Origin of the sequence: Leptotrichia wadei (assembly GCF_007990545.2) — a bacterium.
Taxonomy (GTDB): Bacteria; Fusobacteriota; Fusobacteriia; order Fusobacteriales; family Leptotrichiaceae; genus Leptotrichia; species Leptotrichia wadei.
In genome coordinates, this window is the sequence record NZ_AP019829.2 from 143,708 (window position 1) to 167,573 (window position 23,866).

Below are 23,866 nucleotides of genomic sequence, written 5' to 3' on the forward strand. Positions count from 1 at the left end.
AAAATTATGAAAAAAATAAGAAAAGCAGTAATACCTGCTGCAGGATTAGGGACAAGAGTGTTGCCTGCAACAAAGGCACAGCCTAAAGAGATGTTAGTAGTGGTAGATAAACCAGCATTGCAATATTTAGTTGAAGAATTAGTAGATTCAGGAATTGAAGAAATACTTATTGTAACAGGAAGAAATAAAAGTTCAATAGAAAATCATTTCGATTATTCTTTTGAGCTGGAAAAGACACTTGAAGAAAAAGGGAAAAAAGATTTATTAAAAGTGATAAATGATATTTCAAAATTATCGAATATTTATTATGTAAGGCAAAAAAAACCGCTAGGTTTAGGACATGCAATTGGCTGTGCTGAAGCGTTTGTAGGAGATGAGCCTTTTGTCGTAGTTTTAGGAGATGATATTGTTTATACTGACAAAGCAAAAGGAGAATTACCTGCAATAAAACAATTAATAGATAAATATTCTGAGTTAAAAGGTGGAAATATTTTAGGTGTACAAAAAGTTCCTGAAAAAGATGTAAATAAATATGGAATAATAAAGCCTTTGAAAAAGATAGATGAAAGAACAGTGGAAGTGGAGAATTTTGTTGAAAAACCTAATTTAGATGAGGCACCAAGTAGATTAGCGGCACTTGGAAGATATGTTTTAGAACCAGAAATATTTGGATATTTAAAAAATACTAAACCTGGAAAAGGTGGAGAAATACAGGTAACAGATGCAATTTTAAGTATGAAAAATGATGGTGGGAAATTATATGCATATAATTACGAGGGATTAAGATATGATACAGGGAATAAATTTGGAATGTTTGTTGCAAATGTTGAATTTGGATTAAGACATCCTGAGTTAAAAGATAAGGTAAAAGAGTATTTAAAAAAATTAATTGAATATGAAATATAGAAAATTAGAGGAACAATATGAAAATACTACTAACAGGCTCAAACGGTCAACTAGGACACGATTTCAAAAAAATATTCGATAGAAAAAATATTGAATACATCGCAACTGATTCTAAAGAATTGGACATCACAAATGATGAGAAATTAAAAAAATTTTTTCAAGGAAATAGAGAAATTACTCATATAATAAATTGTGCGGCGTATAATGATGTGGATAAGGCAGAAAATGATGAGAAAGTTTGGCTATTAAACGCTAAAGCTCCTAAAAAGTTAGCTGAAATTTCTAAAGAAATAGGAGCAATCTTTGTAACTTATTCGACGGATTTTGTGTTTGATGGAAATAAAAGTTCTCCATATTTGGAAGAGGATGAAACAAATGGGTTATCGGAATATGGAAAATCAAAGGCTAAAGGTGAAAAAGAAGTTTTTAAAATATATGATAAATCTTTTGTAATACGAACTTCATGGGTATTTGGAATAGCAAATAACAATTTTAATAAGCAAGTTATAAATTGGAGTAAATCAAGAAATGAATTGAATATTGTGGATAATCAAGTGTCAGCTCCTACGTATTCGGTGGATTTGGCTAAGTTCTCCTGGAAACTAATTCAAACTGAAAAATTTGGTTTATATCACATTACAAATGATGGAATCGCAAGTAAATACGATCAAGCAAAGTATGTTTTGGAAAAAATTGGTTGGAATGGAACGTTAGTGAGAGCTAAGACGGCTGATTTCAATCTTCCTGCAAAACGACCGGCTTACTCTAAATTGGATTCTAGCAAAGTTGAGAAATTGTTAGGAGAGAAAATTCCTGCTTGGCAGTCGGGAATTGATAGGTTTTTGGAAGAGATGAAAGAAAATGGAGAGTTGTAAAATTTGTTATAAAAATATGGAATATCCTTTATGATTAAAGAGATATTCCTTTTTATTTTTTATTGAGTACTATATAACTTTAAATTGTAACGAAGTAAATTTTAATTCATCACTATCTCCTTTAGCAATAATCGAAATTCTACCTCTTCTATCTACGCGTAAAAATCTGTATTCTTTTTTTGAAAGTTTTCCATTTTGCTGAATTACTATTTTTTTACCTTTTAAATAACTATTTTCATTTACTATATGCAATATACTTTCCCATTCTCGGTTCAAGCTGTGAAATTCATTTTCAAAAGTTGATACAATTTCTTCTATTATGCCTTGTACCGAGTATTTTTTTCCTGTAATTTCCACAAGTGCAATAGCTTTTTCACGAAATATTCCAAAATCGGTATTGTTGATATTTATTCCAATTCCAATTATTATGTGATCTCTTACTTTTTCGCAAAGTATTCCACATATTTTTTTATTTTCATAATAAATGTCATTTGGCCATTTGAAAGTTAGCTTATCTTTGCTTTCTATATAATTTTTTAGTATTTTGTAGACAATATATCCTGTGAAAATTGTAATTTTTTCATCCAGTTCATAATTGTCATTAACAGCAAAAGAAAAGAGAGCAGCACCTTCACTTGAAATCCACGTACTATCTCTTTTTCCTTTTCCATCTGTCTGATTTTTTGCTACGATTACTTCAAATTCTTCGATTTTTAGTTGTCGTCGTAAATATGTATTTGTTGAATTTATTTTATCAAAAAATTTAAATTTCAAAGCTGTCCCTCTTTCTGATTATTATGTTAAAAGATTAATTAACTTAATCTTGGAAATATAAATACTCCATAAACTGGACCTGCATGAGCTCCTATTACAGCTCCGATTTCCCGATTTAGTATTAATGAGTTTATTTTTGGATTATTTTCGATTTCAGAATAAATTCTTACGACATTTTCAAGTTCAGTTGGAGTTCCGCCCCATCCGCTCATAAGTACGATACTTTGTTTTTTGCTTTCACGTTCAATATATTTCTCAATATATTTTTGTGCATTACGTTCGCCAAGAACTTTTTTCTCAACTGTAACTTCCCCTTGATTTACAGTTAAAATAGGTTTCATATTCAATGCTCCAGCTATTGTTGAACTTGCTTTCCCAATTCTTCCACCTTTTTCAAGATATTTTAAATCTGGAATGATCATAAGGAGTTTACCTTTAGTTCTAAAGTTATTTACCCAGTTTATAATTTCCGTAAAACTTTCACCTCTTACTGATTTTCCTGCTGCTCCTAGTACAAGGAATCCTTGTAATAATGAAGCTCCTAAACTGTCGATTAATTCTATGTCGTTTTCTCTATTTGTAAGGCTTCTTCCAACTTTGGCTGCTTGTATTGTTCCACTTAATTTTGATGATGGATGTATTGAAATAATCTTTTTATATCCTTTTTCAAATAGCTTATTGTAGGCATTTAAAAAGTCTTGCGGTGATGGTTGAGATGTTTTAATTCTTGCATCATTGTCTAGCATTTCATGCCAAAATTCTGATTTTGAAATTTCCACTCCATCCTTGTAAAGTTCACCATTTATATCAATTTTTAAAGGCACTATTTTTATTGGAAGCCCTTCAATGTCTTCATTTGTCAAGTCTGAGACAGAATCTGTTAAAATAGCAATTTCAGGCATATTTGGGTCTTTATTTTCAATGTATAAATAATAGTAGTAATTTTCCTGATTTCCATTAATAATTGTAGTTTTCAATCCTGCCAATTTTTCTTCAATACTTTTTTGTACAGTTTCATCTTTTTCATTTCCACTTACAACAACTGCAGTTAGTGTATTTTTAGTTACCAAGTCATCTATTATAGCATCTGTTACTTCCTTTAATGATTTTTTTGCATATTTTATTTTTCCATTTATAAGTCCAATAAAATCATCTTTTTCTATTGATAAATCTTCAATTTTTGTATCTCTCACAGCTTTTGTGATTTCCACAGAGTAGTTTCTAGATGCTGCTTCTTTTAATTCATCAATATCAGAATATTTGTTTTTTAAGAAATAATATCCATCAAGCATTGTTTTTGTATTTAGAACGATAACTGTTTTTTTAGATTTTTCAGATGCTATTTTTGCTGTTGTAATTACATTTTTATTATTTGGAAGAATATAAACATTTTCTTTTTCGGTTTTTCCAATGGCATTTAATATTTCCTGAACACTTGGATTTTTACTTTGTCCTCCCAAGATTACCACATCTGCACCAAGTTTTAAAAACTCATCCTTCAAATTTTCAGAATCTGCCAAAATCACAAATGCCGATTTTGTTTTATCAATTTTTTTATTTGTAAAAATTTTTGCTTCATCTTTTTCACTAAAAATTTGTAAATTATCATGCTGTAATCTCATATTTTCCACTTTCATTTTTTCTAGTGGTCCATATTCCAATGCAATTTCAATTGCTTTTCCAGGATGGTTTGTATGAATGTGAGTCTTGAATTTTTTAGAAGTTTGTGCAAATACTGCTGAATCTCCCAGTTCTAATACACGTTTTTTATATTCATTTGTATCAAAATTACCATTTAGAATGATAAATTCTGTACAATATTGGAAATGTATGCTTTCAGGATCGTGGTTAATATTAGCTATTGTTTTGTCAAATTCATTTTCCTTTACTTGAGCCTTTTGCAATTCTGCTAGCAAGTTTAATTCAGTTGTAACCTTATAAAATCCTTCAAAAAAGAAAAATAGACCTTTTCCACCTGCATCAACTACTCCAGCCTCTTTCAATTTTGGAAGCAGTTCAGGTGTTTCATCTACAGCCTTCTTTCCAGCTTCTACAATTTCCTTTAAAAATACCACTAAATCTTCAAATTTATCTGCACATTCTGTAGCCTTTTCAGAAATTTTTCTAATAACTGTCAGCATTGTCCCTTCAATAGGTTCACTTACAGCATTGTATGCAGTTTCTTTTGCACTCACAAGAGCTTCTGCCACGTCTTTAGGCAACAGTTTAACTTTTTCTCCAATTCCTCTTAAAAATCCTGTAATTACTTGTGATAAAATTGTTCCAGAATTTCCACGAGCTCCCATTAATACAGCTTCTTCAACCACATCTATAAGTTGTGGCATCTTTATTTTTTCATCTGTCTTTTCTTCCAGATCATTTATCATCGAATTTAATGTCATTGACATATTGCTCCCAGTATCTCCATCAGGAACTGGATAAACATTCAGTTCATTTAATAGCTCTTCATGCTTTGTAACCCATTTTCCACCGCCAATAAACACTAATCTTAGCCTTTTGGCATCTAAATATTTTATTGCCATTATTTCCTCCTAAAAATAATTTTTTATATTTTCTGATTATTTTTTATTTAATTAATAAATCCATTCTAAATCTATTTCCTAAAGATTCATATTTAAGATTTTTTTATAATTTACATTTTATAGATTATTTTTATGAATAATTGTTTTTTCTTTATTTCTTAATTATTTTTTTTTAACGTAAGGGCGTCAAGCGCCACGCCCTTACAACCCGGCTTACGCAAAACTTTCTTATAAAGAAAAAATAAAACTTGATTTTGAATCAAAGTTATCTTGACACAGATAACTGAATACAATTTAAAATATGTTTCAAAATCTCAAACAGTTATTTTTTCTTTAACGAAATTTTGCTTGATATTTGTTTTAGTCAAATAATCTATCATAATTGAATTAGAACGTCGTGATTTTTTTGGAATGAAATTGACTGTTTGAGCTTTTTCAAAATTTTTAAATTGTAATTAGTTTAAAAATTTTATAAGAACTTTTATTAAAAAGCGAGTTTCAATTTCATTTCAAAAAAATGCTTAGACAAGCGGGAATTGTAAAGGGGATGGCGACTGATCCCCTTTACGTTTGAAAAAAAGAAAAATATTGAAAAAAACAAAAAAACAAATATTAATAAAAATAACTTTTGTCAATTTCAAATAAAATTCTTTAATATGAATATTTAAGGTTTTATTTAATGAAAAAAAATTTAATCTATTTTATGATTGATAAAAATTTTTGAAATAAATTTTCTTTTTTTAAAATAACTTCTATAAATTCACGTACTGCTCCTTCACCGCCATTTTTGGTAGAAATGAAATCGGCGATTGCTTTTACTTCAGATATACCATCTAACGGGGTTCCAGAAAACCCAATTCTTTCTATAATTGCCATGTCATTTAAATCGTCACCCATATAGGCTATTTCTTCTTCCTTTAGCCCTGTTTGATTTATAATTTCATCCAGTATTAAAGTTTTTTCAGAAATTCCCTGGAAAAGGTATTTTATTTTTAGTTTTTCAGCACGTCTTTTTAATAATTCAGATTTTCCACCTGTAATAATTCCAAATTCAATGCCGAGTTTTTGTACATTTGCGATGGCATAGCCGTCTTTTACATTGAATTTTTTTAGTTCTTCGCCACTATTTCCAAGATAGATTCCACCATCGGTCAGTGTTCCATCTACATCTAGTAAAATTAATTTTATCATTTTCTCTCCATTTATGTTTACAACTTGTTACTATTATACCACAATATATGGTTATTATTCAAATTTATTTTGAAAAAAAAACGAAATGAGAATATTTAAAGAGTATTTATGACTAATCTTGAATAAGCTCTATGGTTAAAGGTCTAGAGATATTTCAGATCATATTATTTTTAATTTATACCATAGTATATCTTTATAATAAATTTAATCTTTCATAGAATACTCTTTTAATTAAAATTTTAAAAAAAATATTGACTTTTAGGAAAAATGTGGGATAATACTAATGTAGGGGAAAAATAATGTTGAATATGCTTTTAGGCAATTATATGGCTAGAATAGAGGAATGTTTGTATTGAAGATCATTGTTAGTAGATTTCTGATATACATAAAAAAAACTATTGGCTATAAAATTGTAATTTTTTGATATGTATCTAAAATTGTAAAATTTAAATTGCTTTTCTGATTTAATATCAAAAGAATTTTGTATTTATTTTTTATAAAAATATTATTATAAATTTAACATAACCCAAACAAATTCAAAATTGAGATATTTAAAAATTATTTTTTAAAATTAAAAATGTTTTGCGTTTCCCTACATACAAAGTAGGGAATTTTTTGTTTTATTGATGTTAATTGCTAAATTTTATGATAGATGATTGTAAAAGTAAAGACTAGGAAATTTAAAGAATATCAACCCTTATTAAAATAAAAAGTATTGATTTGTTAAATGTGTTTATTTTTACAAATGACTACAAAATTTTGTAAATACGGAGGGAGTATTATGAAAAAAGTGACAAAAGATTTGGAAAAATTAGGGATAGTAAATGTAGCCCAAGTTTATAGAAATTTGACACCTGCAGAACTTGTTGAACATGCGTTAAAAAGAGAGGAAGGCATATTGTCAGCAAGTGGAGCTTTAGTTGTAACGACAGGAAAATATACGGGACGTTCACCTAAGGATAAATACATTGTTGATACTCCAGGGATTCATGAAAAAATTGCTTGGGGAAATGTAAATAAGCCTATTGAGAAGGAAAAATTTGATTCTATTTATAATAAATTGATTGCATATCTGCAAAATCGAGAAATATTCATATTTGATGGAATGGCGGGAGCAGATCCAGCTTGCAGAAAGAAATTTAGAATAATAAATGAACGAGCCAGCCAAAATTTGTTTATCCACCAGCTTTTAATCCGTCCAACAGAAGAAGAACTAAAGGATTATGGACATGCTGACTTTACAATAATTGCAGTACCAGGATTTAAGTGTAATGCAAAAATCGACGGAATAAACTCATCAGCTGCGATAATTATCAATTATGAGGCAAAAGTTGGAATTATTTGTGGAACAGAATATTCGGGAGAAATAAAGAAAAGTGTATTTTCAATAATGAACTTTGTAATGCCTGAAATGGATGTATTACCTATGCACTGTTCTGCCAACATGGATCCAAAAACTGGACAAACTGCTATATTTTTCGGGCTTTCAGGGACTGGAAAAACTACACTTTCAACAGATCCTAATCGTAAGTTAATCGGAGATGATGAACATGGATGGTCTGATCACAGTATTTTCAACTTTGAAGGAGGATGTTATGCAAAATGTATAAATCTTGATCCAGAACATGAACCTGATATTTACAATGCAATAAAATTTGGAAGTCTTGTAGAAAATGTTGTAATGAATCCAGTTACACGTGAATTAGACTTTTATGATAAGAGCTTAACTGAAAATACAAGAGTCGGATATCCGATTAACCATATAAAAAATGCACAAATTCCTGGAATTGGAGGAATTCCAAATGTTGTGGTATTTCTGACTGCAGATGCATTCGGTGTTTTACCGCCTGTTTCAAGACTTTCAAGGGATGCAGCAATTTATCATTTTGTAACAGGATTTACTTCTAAATTGGCTGGAACTGAACGTGGAATTACAGAACCGCAGCCAACATTCTCGACTTGCTTCGGAGAACCGTTTATGCCGCTTGATCCATTAGTTTATGCAGAAATGTTAGGTAAAAAAATAGACCTTCACAATACAAAAGTATTTTTAATAAATACAGGATGGTCTGGCGGACCTTACGGTGTTGGAAGTCGTATGAATTTAATATATACGAGAGCAATGGTAACTGCGGCACTAAATGGTGAACTAGATGAAGTTGAATACAAGCACGATGATATTTTCAATTTGGAAATTCCGCAATATTGTCCAAATGTTCCGAGTGAATTATTAAATCCAATAGATACATGGGCAAATAAGGAAGCCTATGAAGCGGCTGCTAAAAAACTTGCTAAAATGTTTAGGGAAAATTTTGAAAAGAAATACCCAAATATGCCAGAACATATTGTAAATGCAGGACCAGCATATTTTGAATAAACATATAAAATAGGTAGCTTAAAGTTAAAATAATTATTAATTATTTATTTTTAGTCAATTTTCAAGAGTTTGAAAATATGATTAACTGTTTATTTTATGGCAATTTTTAACTGTTTACTAAAATAGGGAGGTTTTTATGGGAAGGGTGAAAATAACTGAGACATCGTTAAGAGATGGACATCAGTCACTCATGGCAACAAGAATGACAACTGCTGAAATACTTCCAATAATAGAAACTATGGATAAAATTGGATATTATGCAATGGAAGTTTGGGGCGGTGCAACTTATGATGCGGCAATTAGATTTTTACACGAAGATCCGTGGGAAAGACTGCGGGAAATTAGAAAAAGAGCTAAAAATACAAAGCTGCAAATGCTTTTGAGAGGGCAAAATTTACTTGGTTATCGGCATTATGCAGATGATATTGTGGATAAGTTTGTTGAACTTTCAATAAAAAATGGAATTGATATTATTAGAACATTTGATGCTTTGAATGATACGAGAAATATAAGACAGGCATCTGAAAGCACTAAAAAATATGGAGGGCATAGCCAGCTTGCTATTTGCTATACAATTAGCCCAGTTCACACGATTGAATATTATAAAAAACTGGCTTTGGAAATGGAAAGTATGGGAGCAGATTCCATCGCTATAAAGGATATGTCTGGAATTTTGCTTCCAAATATGGCTTATGAACTTGTAGGTGAGTTAAAAAGCATTTTAAAAGTTCCGCTTGAATTACATACGCATGCAACTGCGGGATTAGCTGGAATGAGCACGTTAAAGGCAATTGAGGCTGGAGTGGATATTGTAGATACGGCAATTTCACCTTTTGGAGGTGGGACTTCACAACCGCCTACAGAATCGCTTGTCAGAACTTTACAAGGCTCAAAATATGATACAGGATTGGATCTTGAACTTTTAAAGGAAGTTGCAGAGTATTTTAAGCCAATAAGAAAAAAATACATTGATAACGGAACATTAAATCCAAAGGCCCTTGCGGTAGAGCCAAGCATTGTGGAATATCAACTGCCTGGAGGAATGCTTTCCAATCTTGTATCGCAATTGAAGGCACAGGGAGCGGAAGATAAATACGAAGATGTGCTTCGTGAAATTCCAAAAGTAAGAAAAGATCTAGGTTATCCGCCATTAGTAACTCCAATGAGCCAAATGGTTGGAACGCAGTCGGTATTTAATGTTTTGACAGGACAAAGATATAAGATGATTCCGAAGGAAATTAAAGATTATGTGAAGGGGATGTACGGAAAGTCTCCTGTGGAAATTTCTGGTGAAATTAAGTCGATTATAATTGGAAATAATAAAGTGTTTACTGGAAGACCTGCCGATTTGTTGGAAAATGAATATGATGCGATGAAAAGTGAAATTGGAAGTTTGGCAAAGTCTGATGAAGATGTTTTGACTTATGCGTGTTTTCCTCAAATTGCAAAAAATTATTTGAAGGAAAAATATGAAACGAAATATTTAAAGGAAACAGAAAAACAAAAAAAATCAAAAGATGAAATAAGCATTCAAAATATTGAAGTGTTTTTTTAAAAAATTAGGATGTGGTAAATTGATAACTTTTTTAGCTGTGATGTAAGACTTCTTTAAAATCGGGACTTAAAATAGGATTTTATTATCCCGATTCTGGAGGGGATTTGGTAACTCAAAGAGAGGTGAAAAATGAATTTAGATATAGATTATTTCAAAAGAAAATTAAAGGAAATAACAGATTGGTATGAAAATACTGCTTGGAATAAAAAAGCATTACTTGAAAAAATATTAGAACTCGATACAGAAATAAATAAGACTCGTGATAAAGAAAACCTGATAGATTGGGAAAAATTAACTCATACAGAAGAAAAAGTTGTAAGTGATATGGTTCATCTTAGAAATAAAATGAAACTTTCACATAAGGAAAAATTTGACAGTTATTACAAAATAAAATAATAAAGAAATATACTAAACCTATTAAAATCGAACGTGTGAAAATTAAGTAAACTAAATTTTGAATAAATAGTTGTAATTTTTCAGTTCGGTTTTATATAATTTTACTATAAATAATTTTTGGTAAATGTTTGGATTCAGTAATTGAAATTATTTTTGTGTGATAGTTTATAAAAAAAATGAAAGGAATAATTAAAATATGAAAAGTATTTTGTTTGGAAATTTGGCTGTAACATTTACAGATGCAGTTTATATTTCAATTGTAAGTATGTTAATTGTTTTTTTCATATTATTTTTAATTTCATTTATGTTATCATTTTTTAAATATTTTTCAAACTTTGAAGGAAGAAGTAAAGATAGTAAAAAAACAAATGATAATAAAGTTTTGAAAAAAACAGAAAAATTAAGTAATGAAGGAAAATTGGATAAAAAAGAAACATTTAATATGGAAAAAATAAAAGATGAAACTATGATGGCAGCAATGATGGCAGCACTAATTGAAGCGGCAGGAGATAATAAGAATAGTCGTATAAAAATAAGAAATATTAGGGAAATAAAATAAAATTTGAAAATATAAAGGGGCATGACAAATATGATTAAACTGTACAAAATCAAAATTGGAGAAAAAGTTTATGAAGTGGAAGTGGAAGAAGTTACTGAAAAAGATGGAACCATTGAAACTTCAACTTATTCAAATAGTAAACAAAAAATAGACAAAAGTGAAAATCCACCTTTACAAGGGGGAACTGGAAAAAGTGAAGTAATAAAAGCTCCAATGCAGGGACTTATTGTGGATGTAAAAGTAAAAGCTGGAGAAAAAGTAAAAGCTGGAGATGAAATTGTCATTTTAGAAGCAATGAAAATGGAAAATCCAATTGTAGCACCTTGTGATGGAGTTATAGACGAGATTAAGGTGATAAAAGGAGATAAAGTAAATGTCGATGATGTTTTAGCCGTATTATCTTAAATTACTTTAAATTCAAATGTTACTAAAAACCTAAGGAAAGGATGGTTTTCAAATGGAACTACTAAAAATTCTTTACGGGACAACAGGAATATCTATGATAACTGGAAGGCAGTTAATCATGATAATAATTTCCCTAATTTTGCTATATTTAGCAATAAAAAAACAATACGAACCTTACTTATTGCTCCCAATTTCCTTTGGAATGTTACTTGCAAATTTACCTGCTGTAGCAAATGAAGGACTTATGGAAAAGGGCGGACTTTTATATTATTTGTATCAAGGAGTAAAATTGGGAATTTATCCGCCATTAATATTTCTGGCGATAGGAGCAAGTACTGATTTCGGACCGCTTATTGCAAATCCGAAAAGCCTTTTGCTGGGAGCGGCTGCACAGCTTGGAATTTTTGTGGCATTTCTTGGGGCAATTTTGCTGGGATTGACAGGAAAGGAAGCGGCTTCAATTGGAATTATTGGAGGAGCTGACGGACCGACTGCTATTTATTTGACAACAAAACTGGCACCGCATTTGCTAGGATCAATTGCCATTGCAGCCTATTCTTATATGGCTCTTGTGCCTGTAATTCAGCCGCCAATTATAAAATTATTGACAACTAAAAAGGAAAGAATGGTTGAAATGAAACAGCTTAGATTTGTAAGCCAAAGGGAAAAAATAATTTTTCCAATTGCAGTAACAATTATTGTTATTCTTTTAGTTCCATCATCAGCTCCATTAATTGGAATGCTAATGCTTGGAAATTTAATAAAAGAAGCTGGTGTTGTTTCAAATTTAGTTGAACATGCAAGGGGAGCTATGCTATACTGTATTACAATTGTACTTGGAATGACAGTTGGAGCAACTGCTGATGGAGAACATTTTTTAAGTTTTGTAACAATAAAAATCATTATTCTTGGATTAATTGCATTTTCTTTTGGAACAGTGGGAGGAGTACTATTTGGAAAAATAATGTATAAATTTACAAGAGGAAAAGTAAATCCGATGATTGGGGCAGCAGGTGTTTCAGCAGTGCCAATGGCAGCAAGAGTTGTCCAAAAAATAGGACAATCTGAAAATCCTAAAAACTTTTTGCTAATGCATGCAATGGGACCAAATATTGCTGGTGTAATTGGATCAGCTGTAGCAGCAGGAGCTCTTTTAATAATATTTAGATAAATTATTGCTCTCATTAATTTTGAAGTATTATATTTAATGGGAGTATTTTTTTAAATTAATAAACAGAAGGGGAAAAAATGAAAAAAAATATAAATCTGTATAAATTTAAGGAATTAGATTCAACGAATGATTATTTGGAAAGAAACCATAAAAATTATGAGGAATTTGATGTTATTTGCACTAAAAATCAGACTCATGGAAGGGCACGTAGGCAGAATGACTGGGTTTCTATGGAGGGAATGGCTATTTTTAGCTTTTTTTTGGAGAAAAGAGAAAACTGGGAAATTGAGGATTATTTGAAATTGCCTTTAATTGCTGGGCTTGCAACAATAAAAGGATTAAGAGGAATAGAAAATTTGGAATATAAATTTAAGTGGACAAATGATGTTTATTTGGAAAATAAGAAGTTGTGCGGGATTTTAATAGAAAAAATAGATGATGTCTATATTGTTGGAATTGGGATAAATATAAATAATATATTGCCGGGAAAACTGAAAAATAAGGCAATTTCATTGACACAAGTAACAAATAAAAAATATGAGATTGAAAAAATTATAAAAAATATTATTTCTGAATTTCAAATGTTGTGTGAAAAGTTGGAAAATGGATTATGGGAAGATATTTTGAAAGAAATAAATGAAATAAATTATTTAAAAAATAAAAAAATAGAACTGAAATTTGGAAATGAAAAAGTTCTGGGAATTGCACAAGATATTAATGAAAATGGAGAAATTGAAGTTTTGGTAAAAAAGGATGAAGTAGGAAAAGGTGAAATTAAGAGTTTTTCAATTGGAGAAGTTTTTGAAAAAATTGTTTTTTAAATTTTTATATTATTTCCTATTTAAACAGCTGACTGGTTATGAGTTTCTAAAGGGGCAAAATTCCTTGTTAGCAAATAATGTAAAGTATAACTTCTATTTTTAAATGAGGTTTAGCATTGTATATCTAGCAAAATGATTTTTTTATTTTAAAAATTTTTAGAATTGACTATGCAAATAACTAATGTTATAATATAAAAAAATTTAGGTTATTTTATAATGGAGGTATTATGAAAAAAAATATTTTGAGAAGTTTATTATTAGTAATGGTTTTTTTATTTACAATTAGTTGTGGAAAAAAGAATGATACGATTAAAATTGTGTTTTTGCCGAATGAAACTAATGATTCATTAAAGAAATCTAGGGAAGAATTTGCTCGGATTGTACAGGAGGCAACTGGGAAAAAGGTTGAGATTGTTACGACAACTGATTATAATATTACGGTGGAAAATATTGTTTCTGGACAATCACAAATTGCGTATATTGGAGCGGAGGCATATTTAAATGCTAGAAAGCGTACAAAGAATATTGAGGCAGTATTGACAAATGCAGGGGAAAGTGGAACGTTAAAGGATGCCCTTTATTACAGCTTTATCGCAGTAAGAGGGGAAGATGCCAATAAATATCGTTCTGGAGATGGATTTGACTTGAAAAAGATTAAAGGTAAGTCAATGGGATTTGTTACAAATAGTTCTACATCTGGATTTAAAGTGCCTGGAAGTGTAATTGTAAAGGAATTTGGGCTAAAAAATACAGATGAATTATTGGGAAATAGGGTATTTTCAAAGGTTATGTTTGGAAATTCACATCCTGGAACTCAAGTTTTATTATTTAAAGGGGATGTTGATGTTGCGACATTTGCTATTCCAAAATCATTTACGATATATGAATTAGTTGCTGGAAAAGATTTTAATTCAGGGGCTACATATAAAGTTAAAAAAGGAGCAGTTGCACCATTTGGAGAATTTGCAGGAAAAACTTTTACAGTTATAAAATCAATTCCTGTTTATAATGGACCAATTGTATTTAATACAAGAACTTTATCAAAGGAAGATCAAGAAAAAATAAAAAAGGCTCTAATGGCTAAGTCAACAACCGATAATCCGCATATTTTCAGCAATAAAAAGAGCAAAGTAAGAGGATTGTTCCTGAAGGAAAATGACAATGTTGGATTTGTAGAAACAAACACAGCATGGTATGAAGGAATGAAAAATATAAAATAACGAAAATTTAGGAGTAAATAAAAAAATGCGTTTAGATAAATTTTTAAAGGTAACAAGAATTATAAAGAGAAGAACTGTGGCAAAGGAGCTTGCGGATAATGGAAATATTGTTGTAAACGGAGATCCTAAGAAATCTTCCTATGACGTGAAAAAAGGCGATATTTTTGAAATAAAGTATTTTAATAAAAATATAAAGGTGAAAGTACTGGATTTACCGCCTGAAAGTCTAAAAAAAGAATTTGTTGAAGATTATGTCAAGATAATAGGATAATTTGTTTCTAAAGTTACTCTAAATAAATTAAGGAAATATTATATTCTTTATGACTTTTTCTCTTGTTTTTTACGATAAATAAGGTATAATTGTAGTGGAAAATAAAACTACAAAACAAGGAGAAGACTTATGAAAGTAACTGATATTCGTATTAGAATTGGAAAACAGACAGAGAACATCGAAAGATTAAAGGCTTATGCCGACATTACATTTGACGAAAGTTTTGTCATTCATGGATTAAAAATAATTGACGGACAAAACGGACTTTTTGTGGCAATGCCATCAAGAAGAATGCCAAACGGAGAGTTTAAGGACATAGTTCATCCAATCAAACCTGAACTTCGTGCTGAAATAACAAAAGTTGTTTTAGAAAAATTTGAACATGAAAAGGCAGCTCATACTGAAGCTGAATAACATTTTCACTAAAAAAGTACACCTAAATACTAAAATCATATATACATAATAATACTAATATCAGTGGTGTACTTTTTCTTTCTTCTTAATTATTCCATTTTTTAATTTCATATTTAATATTCATTTCACTTTTTTTAATCTAACTAATACTAAATCCCATTTGAATAACGAATATATTATAAATCTTTTTAGTAGTTTAAACCTGATATTTATTTTCAGATAATTAAAATAAATATTCGCTTTTTAAACGGGGAATGGTATAAATCTATCCTCACTTTTCCAATTAAATATCGTATTTTAACATCAAATCTTTTTAGCAAGGAATGATCACTTGCCTATTAGTAAACAAATAAAACATAGTTTTACTTTTTTAAATAGGATTCAGTATTTTTTTATTATATAGTTTTTTTATTTTTTTTCATAATTGGAAGATAAAACAAAAATTGTAAAAAAATCATTGTTAATATTAAAACAATATCATATAGCCAAATTGGTTTTATAAAGCTTACTTGTGAAATAATATAGCTTTTTAAGAACATTGCATTTATTCCTTTAAAAATAAAATTATATGTAAATGCATATAAAAATATGAAAAGCAATGTAATTATTGATTGAATAAGTCCTTTTTTTGTAGGTTTTTCATTCAAATAAGCATATCCAAAAAAAGCTGTAAATACAATAAGTGCATGCATTATCATAAAAATATACACGTAATAGTTATCATGGTAATAGATTATTCCAGGCAAAATTAATGCTAAAACTGGTCCAAAAGTTAAATAATAGACTGCATTATACAAGAATTTTGTTCTGAAAATTAAATATAGTCCTGCAAAAATTGCTGCAAAATTACAAAGATGTACTGGCATAACATTTGTTACAGGCTCATTTTGATACATCAGCCTGTAAATTGAATCAACTATTTTAAATATTAGTAAAAAATAACCTAAAATTGTTGAATATTTTTCTATGTTTATATCCTTAAAAATTTTTGGAACGTAAAATAAGAATATACAAATTAAAGTTGATACTACAAAGGTTTCTATGTGAATTGGGCTAAAATAACTAAAAGTCAAAATTTCTCCTTTCTTATTTCCTTTTTTTCTTTTCTTCTTATTTTTATTTGAAATTTTTCAATGCTCTTCATTGTTTTGATTGTAAAAACATCCAGTCTTTTATTCCAGGTATGCTATAGGCTACCTTCCAAGTTCCAGAATGTTCTAAACCAGGGTTAGCATCTTTAGGCAAGTATGGATTTGTGTCTTTTTCAAGTGTTGTGTATTTTATATTTGACTTTTGGGCAATGACCTTTCTTGCTCCTTCTAGAAATTGTGCATCTGTGTAGTCGGCTCTCCAACTATCTTTGGCTACTGTAGCTCCTCTTTTTATAAGTTCACTTGTAATCGCATTCATTCCTGGATAGGCTTTTGCATCGCCAGTTGAAACTGTTATCCATAGATTATTTCTTGCCATAGTAGATACTTCTTTCGGATCCCATTGACAAGCTACTAAATATGAAGCAGCAAATAATTCTGGATATTTATAGTTCATAACGATAGCCATCATTCCGCCCATTGATTGCCCTGTTGCATATAATTTTTTTTCATCAATACTATATTTTGAAATTAAATAATCTTTTATTAAATTTACAGTTGCATCCAAATCACTTGTGATATCTCCATTATCATCCACTACTTTTCTTGAATATTGAGGAGCTAGCACAAATGCCTCGTGTCTTTCCTGTTCTTCAGGAGTTGCAAATGAAATAGCACCGTTTCCTTGAAGCAAGGTAGTTTTTGTATCTTCACTTAAAACTCCCGCATCGTGCATAAACAGCACAAGTGGATATTTTTTATTTTTATCATAATTTTTTGGAATATAAAGATTATATTTTACAGTTGTCCCAGTTTTTGGATCTTTATATACAAACTGCTTAAAATTTTCCACAATTAAATTTTTGATCTTGTTATTTTCAAGTATCGCAATACTTTTTTCTAATTTTTTGCCATTTGTAAATAAAATATCTTCCTTTTGTGTTACTTTAGAAGTTGCCTTTTTCATTTGAAATCCTACTTCATCATTTCCTTCAAGACGAAGAGAAGCTCCACTATCTTTTGGATTTAATTCGATAATGACAAATCTTCCGTCTTTTACAATGTCAGTTTTTTCTGGACGAGTATTTGAATAAATTTTTTCAACAGTTCTGTCTGATACTGTAAAAGTATTTTTTGTCAGCTGTGAATTTACTACTTTTTCATTAAATTCTAAAATAATATGTGTAATTTGCTGTCCTGTTCCGAAAACTTCCGTTACAGATGTTACACTTCTTATTCCTCTAGGATATTTTATTTTTTCAGTCTTGAATGCAGTAGTTGTTTCTGCTGAAATAATGCAAGTTGATATTAACATACCGAAAAATGCTAAAAATAATAGTATTTTTTTCATAGATATTCCTCCTTTATTATTTTTTATCAGATATACTCTATAACTTTTTTATTCTATTATTTTAAAGAAAAGCCTTTGATAAATTTTACCATAATTTTTCTATATTTCAAAATTTTTTGCCTTTTATTTTTGACAATATATTCAATTTAGTTTGTCATTTTTTTAGTTTTATGGTAAACTATTTAAGTAAAAGCAAGGCATTTTTAGAGAAATTTGACTTGTATTATTGATATTTTTCTGGGGGGAAAAATGAAGAGGGATAATGGAAATAAAAATAATGAAAAAATAGGTTTTGAACAAATATTGGATGAAGAAAAGGAAAAAGGACATCGAGAAAGATTAAGACAACGATTCTTGTTAACAGGGTCAAAGGGATTTACAGATTATGAAATTTTGGAATTGTTGCTTACCTATATAGTTACTAGGAAAAATTGTAGAGGAATTGCAAATGAACTTTTGAGGAAATATCGGGATTTGTATACAATTTTGAAACAGCCTGGAGAAGAATTGCAGAAAAATAAGTATATGACTGAAAGAACAGTTGTATTTTTTAAACTTTTGTTTGAGATAATTGAAAATGAATTATATAAAAAAGTATGTAATGAGCGAATTGTGCTTTCAAGTAATCTTAAACTGCTGAAATATTTGGAATTTTCTCTTTTAAATAGGGATATTGAAGTATTTAAAGTGTTATTTTTGAATACACAAAATGAACTATTAAAAGAAGAGGAGCTTTTTTTTGGAACGATTGACAGGAGTACGGTCTATATTCGGGAATTGGTAAAAAAAATTTTAGAATATAATGCAAAGGGAGTAATTTTGGTACATAATCATCCATCAGGTTCATTAAAACCGTCAGAATCTGATATTTTATTGACAAGAAAATTGAAGGAAGTTTTTGAGAATATAGAAATACGGTTGCTGGATCATTTAATAATAAGTGAGAAGGGGCATTTTAGTTTCTTGGAAGGTGGGATTTTATGAAAATAATAAATATAAAATTTAGGAAAACAAAAAAAGTTTATCCGTTTATGATAAGTGATTTAGAAGATTATAAAAAGGGAGATTATGTTCTTGTAGATACAATTCGTGGTGAACAAATAGGCATAGTTCTCGGAATTGCTTTAAATAAAGGAAATAGTGAGCAAGATGATTTGAAAATTAGGGAAGTAAAAAGAAAATTAACAGAAGAGGAAGTAAAAAAATTAGCAGATTTGGATAAAAAAGCTGATGAAGCATATTTTAAATGTAAAAAAATTGTAAAAAGGCTGCTTCCTGAAATGAATCTTGTTATTGGAGAGTATACATTTGATGAAGGAAAGCTAATTTTTTATTTTACAGCGAATAACAGGCTTGATTTTAGAGAATTGGTAAAGGAAGTAAATAAGACATTTAAAAAAAGAGTGGAATTTTATCAAATTAAGACAAATGATGAAGGAAGAATTTTGTCAGCTTTTGGGAAATATGGACGTGAAATTTACTGGTAAAATTAAAACTTAAAATATGAAAGAAGTTAAAGTCATACTTAGCTTAAATTTTTTACTTTGAAAAGTTATCAAATTTATTTAGTAATAATTGAACTGCATATTAAATAATATTTTTACTGATTGTAATAGTGAAATTATTAAGGACTAAATAATAGATAGTATTTATAGTAGCAAGGGGTCAAGACCCCTTGTCAAAAAATAATGTAAGAATATAAAAGATCAAAATTAATTAAACATTGTATTAATGGGATTTTATAGATTTTTTATAAATGATAATAAATAATATTTAGTTGAAAGAGTGATTTATCTTGTTGAAGAGATAAATAAAATATTGTTTTATTTTAATATTTTAAAATGATAAAAAGGATAATTTTTCAGGAATTTGATAATTTAAATTAAAAAAAATGTGGATATTTGTGGATATTTGTAAAAATTTTTTTAAAAAAGAGTTGAAATATTTGAAAATATATGTTATACTTATTGAGTAATAAAGTTAATGTGGTCGCATAGCTCAGTTGGGAGAGCACCTGCCTTACAAGCAGGGGGTCATTGGTTCGAGCCCAATTGTGACCACCATTTTTATGGAGGTGTAGCTCAGCTGGTTAGAGTGCTTGCCTGTCACGCAAGATGTCGCGAGTTCGAGTCTCGTCACTTCCGCCATTTGCCCAGATAGCTCAGTCGGTAGAGCAAGGGACTGAAAATCCCTGTGTCCGTGGTTCGATTCCGCGTCTGGGCACCATCATAACAACTAAAATTAGAATATATAGTGCAAATCAGTAATCATGCTGTTTTGCATTTTTTTTTATTATTTTTTCAAACAGCAAATTTTTTTAGTAAAAGATCAATATTTTATTTGAAAAATAGAAAATACACTCAAACCTATTTAAAATTAAACTATTAAAGATCATATAAATTCAGGCTTTGAGTAAAATAGTCATGATTTTTGAGTTTAGTTTTTAAAGCAGTTTTTTATATATTTTATCTATTTATGATAAAGGATTAAACAGAATTTATAGATGAACCCATTAATTTAATGGAAAATGATATTGGAATTTTTTTTGAAAAATTAATTTAACTGCTTTATCTAATAAAAAGGTATTTTACAAGGAAAAAGATTGCTCATATTAAGAATATGAGGTTAATAGAAAAAGATTGACAAATTAGAAAAAAAATTATATTATAATACAATGACTTATAAGTCAATTTTTATTGTTAGGTAGGAAAATGTTTGAGAAAGAGAAAAATATAAAAAAACAGAAAAAAAGGAAAATATTGGAAAAGGCTTTTGAATTGTTTAGGAAAAATGGGTATAAGGATACAAAAGTTGAGGATATAACAAGGAAGTTGGGAATTTCAAAAGGGAGTTTTTATACGTATTTTAAGACAAAAGAGGAACTTTTATATGAATTATTAGAAAATGTAAAAAAATCTGAAATGGAAAGATATTCAAAAGTAGAAATTGATGAAAATCCGAAAAAAACTTTGGAAAATTTTATTAAAGAAAGATTTAAAAGTTTCCTTGAGCTTTTGAATAATGCGGATATTGGAATAATGAATTCTTTTACCCAGAATACAATTGTAGGAAAGTTTCGTGAAGAAATGACAAAATTTTTCAAGAGTTTTATTAAGGAAAATATACTTTTACGATATGAAAGTAACAAAGAATATGATATGGAAATTATTTCAGATTTTATAATTTTGGCAATTAATAATTGTTTGATTGAAAAAATTGTGTGTAAAAAAGAGTATACTTTTTCTTCAAAAGAAGAGTTTGATGGGATAGTGGAGGATAATCAGAAATTGATTAATGAAATTGTAAAATTCGTCGATAATGCATTGAAATAGATTAAATAGGAGGACAAAATGAAAAAAAATAAATTGCGAATGATAGTGGTGTCATTATTATTATTAATTGCAATCCCAGGTTTTGCAGAAAAAATAACGATACAGGAAGCAGCAGAAATGGCAATTAAGAATAATAAAGATATTAAAATTGAAATGCTGAAAGCAGAACAAGGGAAAATAGACGTGGATAGAGCATGGGCAAGTAAATTTTTTACAGTAGGTTATTCGGGAAGTGCTCAAGGGCATTTAGATAAAGATTTTAATAGAACTGGAGAGGCTTATCAACATTATTTGACATTATCGCAGCCTATTTATACAGGAGGAAAATTGAAATTGAATCATGAGATAAGTAAGGAAAAATTGACATTGTCACAGCTTAGTTTGGATAAAGTGAAAAAGGATACAGTTCTAAGTACAGTTCAAGCATACATTGATGTCTATAATGCGATGAGTACATTAGGAGTATTGCAAAAGTCAAAAGAAACGTTAGATGAAAATCTAAAAACTCAAAAAGAATTGTATGATTTGAGAATGACAACTCAGCCAGAGCTTACAGAGGCAGAAAGAAGCGTGGCATCCATTGAAGCACAAATTGTAGAGCAAGAGGGAAATATAGAAGTTTCAAAGGAAGCATTGGGAATTTTAATTGGAGTGAAAAATAGTTCACAAATTGAGATAGTTCCATTTGGAGTAGAAGATAACTTTACAAAAACAATTAAATTGGATGAGGATTTGGCAAAATTACCAATTGAAAATACAGAATATAAAATGGCCGTTAAACAAAATGATTTAAGTAAGAAAAATATAAAAGTACAAGAAGCTGATTTTAAGCCAACAGTTAGTGGAATGATAAATTATGGTGTATTGCAAAGTCAAGATAAATTTGGAAATATTTTTAAAACAAAAAACTTTACAACTTCAGCTGGGGTAAAATGGAGCTGGGATATATTTGACTGGGGAACAAGAAAAAATAATGTGAATTATGCGAAAAAGACTCAGGAAATATCAGCAGTTCAAGTAGAACAAACTTTGGAAACTGTCCAAGCAAACATGAAAAAAACTTATTATCAATTAAGATCATTGGAAAAAAGCATAGCAGCATTGCAATTGGCAGTACAAAAGGCGGAAGAATCGTATAATCTAGAAAAAGAAAGATATTCTTATAGATTGATTACGATGGAAAATTTATTGCAATCAGAAACAAATTTGAGACAAGCTAGAGTAAATTATGCACAGGCTAAATTGAATTATTACTTTTTAGTATCTAAATACGGAGCATTTTTAGATTAGAAATATTTAAAAAAATGGGATAATTAAAATTTATAAATTTTTATAAATGACTATTGAAAAATAAGAAAAATAAAAATAGGAAATAGGAGGAAAAATGAAAATAAATAAAAAAGCAATTATAGTAATGATAGTGTTGGCATTACTTACTGTTTCATGTGGAAAGAAAAAACCAAAAGGAAATTTATCTACAGCAAGACCAGTAAAAGTGCAAGTAATTGGTCAAAATCAAATGTCGTTGGGATACACGGCGAGCGGGTCGATAAAAGGGATTGAAGAAATACCGTATACAGCGACTTCAAGTGGGGAAGTTGTAGTAATTAATGGAAAAAATGGTGATTATGTGAATGCAGGGCAAGTAATTGTGGCAATTGATAATCAAGCGGCAAGATCTGGTGTTAGAGAGGCTGTTTCAAATGTAAGAACGGCAGAATCTAATATTAGTTCGGCACATGGAGATATTAGTGCAGCTAAAGGTAATATAGCATCAGCAGAAGCAGCAGTGGAAGAAGCGAGAATTAATTATCAAAAATATAAAATGTTATATGATAAAAGATTAATTACAGAAACTGATTTCTTGACAGCACAAACAAAATTAAGTTCGGCACAAGCTAACTTAAATTCAGCTAGAAGTAATTATAATACAGCGGTAAATGCATTATCTTCGAGAAGAAACAGTTTGAGTTCGGCACAAGCTAATTTAGCTACAGCAAATGACACTAACAGTAAAACTGTTATTAAAACTAAAGTTAGCGGATATATTGCAAATATGGATTTAGAAAGACATCAACAAGTATCAGCAGGAGCAAAATTATTTACATTGGTTAATGAGAGTGAAATGAAATTGGAAATTGGAGTTCCAGCAGAGATTGTTAAAAAAATTCAAATGGGATCACAAGCAACTATAAAAGTTGATGAATTGAATGGTAAGGAAATTGTTGGAACAGTTTATGAAATAGCAGCTTCAGCTGATTCAGCTAGTAGACAATTTATTGTAAAAGTTAAATTCCCTAATCCAGATAGAGAGTTAAAAAGTGGAATGTATGGAAAAGCAAATATTGCAACAGGAGCTGAAGATGGGTTGATTATTCCTAAAAAGGCGATTGTAGTAAGAGGAGTTCAGCAAGTTATTTATGTTATTAGAGATGGTAAAGCAGTTATGATACCGATAAATATTTCTAATCAAAATGAAACTTATGCGGCAGTGACTGGTGATGGCTTGACAGCTGGAGATCAGTTGGTTGTTGATGGACAAAATGTTGTACAAGCAAATGAAAAAGTAAATATTGTGCAATAATATACGAAAAATAGAGAAAGGAGTGTACGG

22 protein-coding genes and 3 tRNA genes are annotated in these 23,866 nt (G+C 29.4%); 20 read left to right on the forward strand and 5 right to left on the reverse strand.

What is annotated here, in order from left to right; all coding sequences use genetic code 11:
- Positions 1 to 6 precede the first annotated feature (6 nt).
- Together galU and rfbD are read left to right on the forward strand one after the other, a co-directional pair.
- Positions 7 to 906, forward strand: a complete 900-nt coding sequence (gene galU / locus FVE73_RS00705; protein ID WP_026239131.1) for a UTP--glucose-1-phosphate uridylyltransferase GalU — start codon at positions 7 to 9, stop codon at positions 904 to 906.
- A 17-nt stretch (positions 907 to 923) separates the two neighbouring features.
- On the forward strand, positions 924 to 1,781 hold the full coding sequence (gene rfbD / locus FVE73_RS00710; RefSeq protein WP_018499758.1) for a dTDP-4-dehydrorhamnose reductase: 858 nt from the start codon (positions 924 to 926) through the stop codon (positions 1,779 to 1,781).
- A gap of 69 nt (positions 1,782 to 1,850) precedes the next feature.
- On the opposite strand, the gene FVE73_RS00715 is transcribed toward rfbD, so the two are convergent.
- The 3 genes from FVE73_RS00715 to FVE73_RS00725 all read right to left on the reverse strand — a co-directional run bounded on the left by FVE73_RS00715 (position 1,851) and on the right by FVE73_RS00725 (position 6,289).
- Positions 1,851 to 2,555, reverse strand: coding sequence for a biotin--[acetyl-CoA-carboxylase] ligase (locus FVE73_RS00715; protein ID WP_018499757.1), 705 nt, complete (start codon positions 2,553 to 2,555; stop codon positions 1,851 to 1,853).
- Between the two features lie 38 nt (positions 2,556 to 2,593).
- The gene (locus FVE73_RS00720; protein ID WP_018499756.1) at positions 2,594 to 5,098 is read right to left on the reverse strand and encodes a DegV family protein; all 2,505 of its coding nucleotides are present in this window, start codon (positions 5,096 to 5,098) and stop codon (positions 2,594 to 2,596) included.
- A gap of 696 nt (positions 5,099 to 5,794) precedes the next feature.
- Positions 5,795 to 6,289, reverse strand: coding sequence for a KdsC family phosphatase (locus FVE73_RS00725; protein ID WP_018499755.1), 495 nt, complete (start codon positions 6,287 to 6,289; stop codon positions 5,795 to 5,797).
- Positions 6,290 to 7,070: 781 nt separating this feature from the next.
- Here FVE73_RS00725 and pckA point away from each other — a divergent pair.
- The 10 genes from pckA to spoVG all read left to right on the forward strand — a co-directional run bounded on the left by pckA (position 7,071) and on the right by spoVG (position 15,478).
- The gene (gene pckA, locus FVE73_RS00730; protein ID WP_018499754.1) at positions 7,071 to 8,666 is read left to right on the forward strand and encodes a phosphoenolpyruvate carboxykinase (ATP); all 1,596 of its coding nucleotides are present in this window, start codon (positions 7,071 to 7,073) and stop codon (positions 8,664 to 8,666) included.
- Positions 8,667 to 8,802: 136 nt separating this feature from the next.
- Positions 8,803 to 10,221, forward strand: coding sequence for an oxaloacetate decarboxylase subunit alpha (locus FVE73_RS00735; protein WP_018499753.1), 1,419 nt, complete (start codon positions 8,803 to 8,805; stop codon positions 10,219 to 10,221).
- A 129-nt stretch (positions 10,222 to 10,350) separates the two neighbouring features.
- Positions 10,351 to 10,617 carry a hypothetical protein gene (locus FVE73_RS00740; protein ID WP_018499752.1) on the forward strand — a complete coding sequence of 89 codons (267 nt, stop codon included), beginning with the start codon at positions 10,351 to 10,353 and terminating at the stop codon, positions 10,615 to 10,617.
- Positions 10,618 to 10,813: 196 nt separating this feature from the next.
- Complete coding sequence (locus tag FVE73_RS00745; RefSeq protein ID WP_018499751.1) at positions 10,814 to 11,176, forward strand: OadG family protein; 363 nt, start codon at positions 10,814 to 10,816, stop codon at positions 11,174 to 11,176.
- 30 nt (positions 11,177 to 11,206) lie between these two features.
- The gene (locus FVE73_RS00750; RefSeq protein WP_018499750.1) at positions 11,207 to 11,581 is read left to right on the forward strand and encodes a biotin/lipoyl-containing protein; all 375 of its coding nucleotides are present in this window, start codon (positions 11,207 to 11,209) and stop codon (positions 11,579 to 11,581) included.
- Between the two features lie 52 nt (positions 11,582 to 11,633).
- Positions 11,634 to 12,752 carry a sodium ion-translocating decarboxylase subunit beta gene (locus FVE73_RS00755; RefSeq protein WP_018499749.1) on the forward strand — a complete coding sequence of 373 codons (1,119 nt, stop codon included), beginning with the start codon at positions 11,634 to 11,636 and terminating at the stop codon, positions 12,750 to 12,752.
- Between the two features lie 77 nt (positions 12,753 to 12,829).
- Complete coding sequence (locus tag FVE73_RS00760; protein ID WP_018499748.1) at positions 12,830 to 13,573, forward strand: biotin--[acetyl-CoA-carboxylase] ligase; 744 nt, start codon at positions 12,830 to 12,832, stop codon at positions 13,571 to 13,573.
- A 227-nt stretch (positions 13,574 to 13,800) separates the two neighbouring features.
- Positions 13,801 to 14,793: a phosphate/phosphite/phosphonate ABC transporter substrate-binding protein gene (locus FVE73_RS00765; protein WP_018499747.1), complete on the forward strand. Its 993-nt coding sequence runs from the start codon at positions 13,801 to 13,803 to the stop codon at positions 14,791 to 14,793.
- Positions 14,794 to 14,818: 25 nt separating this feature from the next.
- Positions 14,819 to 15,064: an RNA-binding S4 domain-containing protein gene (locus tag FVE73_RS00770; protein WP_018499746.1), complete on the forward strand. Its 246-nt coding sequence runs from the start codon at positions 14,819 to 14,821 to the stop codon at positions 15,062 to 15,064.
- A 129-nt stretch (positions 15,065 to 15,193) separates the two neighbouring features.
- Positions 15,194 to 15,478 (forward strand): septation regulator SpoVG, encoded by a 285-nt coding sequence (gene spoVG / locus FVE73_RS00775; RefSeq protein WP_018499745.1) that lies wholly within the window; start codon positions 15,194 to 15,196, stop codon positions 15,476 to 15,478.
- 395 nt (positions 15,479 to 15,873) lie between these two features.
- Here spoVG and FVE73_RS00780 read toward each other — a convergent pair whose 3' ends face one another.
- Positions 15,874 to 16,551, reverse strand: a complete 678-nt coding sequence (locus FVE73_RS00780; RefSeq protein ID WP_018499744.1) for a YwaF family protein — start codon at positions 16,549 to 16,551, stop codon at positions 15,874 to 15,876.
- A 67-nt stretch (positions 16,552 to 16,618) separates the two neighbouring features.
- Positions 16,619 to 17,920, reverse strand: coding sequence for an alpha/beta hydrolase-fold protein (locus tag FVE73_RS00785; protein ID WP_018499743.1), 1,302 nt, complete (start codon positions 17,918 to 17,920; stop codon positions 16,619 to 16,621).
- A 249-nt stretch (positions 17,921 to 18,169) separates the two neighbouring features.
- Here FVE73_RS00785 and FVE73_RS00790 point away from each other — a divergent pair, with 249 nt between their 5' ends.
- The 8 genes from FVE73_RS00790 (at position 18,170) to FVE73_RS00825 (ending at position 23,836) form a co-directional block, all read left to right on the forward strand.
- Positions 18,170 to 18,904, forward strand: coding sequence for a JAB domain-containing protein (locus FVE73_RS00790; protein WP_018499742.1), 735 nt, complete (start codon positions 18,170 to 18,172; stop codon positions 18,902 to 18,904).
- Complete coding sequence (gene ricT, locus FVE73_RS00795) at positions 18,901 to 19,407, forward strand: PSP1 family protein (protein WP_018499741.1); 507 nt, start codon at positions 18,901 to 18,903, stop codon at positions 19,405 to 19,407. Before FVE73_RS00790 ends, ricT begins: the two co-directional genes overlap by 4 nt.
- A gap of 500 nt (positions 19,408 to 19,907) precedes the next feature.
- Positions 19,908 to 19,983, forward strand: a tRNA-Val gene (locus FVE73_RS00800).
- 7 nt (positions 19,984 to 19,990) lie between these two features.
- Positions 19,991 to 20,067 (forward strand) — tRNA-Asp (locus tag FVE73_RS00805).
- Between the two features lie 3 nt (positions 20,068 to 20,070).
- Positions 20,071 to 20,146, forward strand: a tRNA-Phe gene (locus FVE73_RS00810).
- Positions 20,147 to 20,631: 485 nt separating this feature from the next.
- Complete coding sequence (locus FVE73_RS00815; RefSeq protein ID WP_018499740.1) at positions 20,632 to 21,252, forward strand: TetR/AcrR family transcriptional regulator; 621 nt, start codon at positions 20,632 to 20,634, stop codon at positions 21,250 to 21,252.
- A gap of 18 nt (positions 21,253 to 21,270) precedes the next feature.
- Entirely contained in the window at positions 21,271 to 22,542 is a 1,272-nt protein-coding gene (locus FVE73_RS00820; RefSeq protein ID WP_018499739.1) for a TolC family protein, read from the forward strand.
- Between the two features lie 94 nt (positions 22,543 to 22,636).
- The gene (locus FVE73_RS00825; RefSeq protein ID WP_018499738.1) at positions 22,637 to 23,836 is read left to right on the forward strand and encodes an efflux RND transporter periplasmic adaptor subunit; all 1,200 of its coding nucleotides are present in this window, start codon (positions 22,637 to 22,639) and stop codon (positions 23,834 to 23,836) included.
- The last annotated feature ends 30 nt before the right edge of the window (positions 23,837 to 23,866 follow it).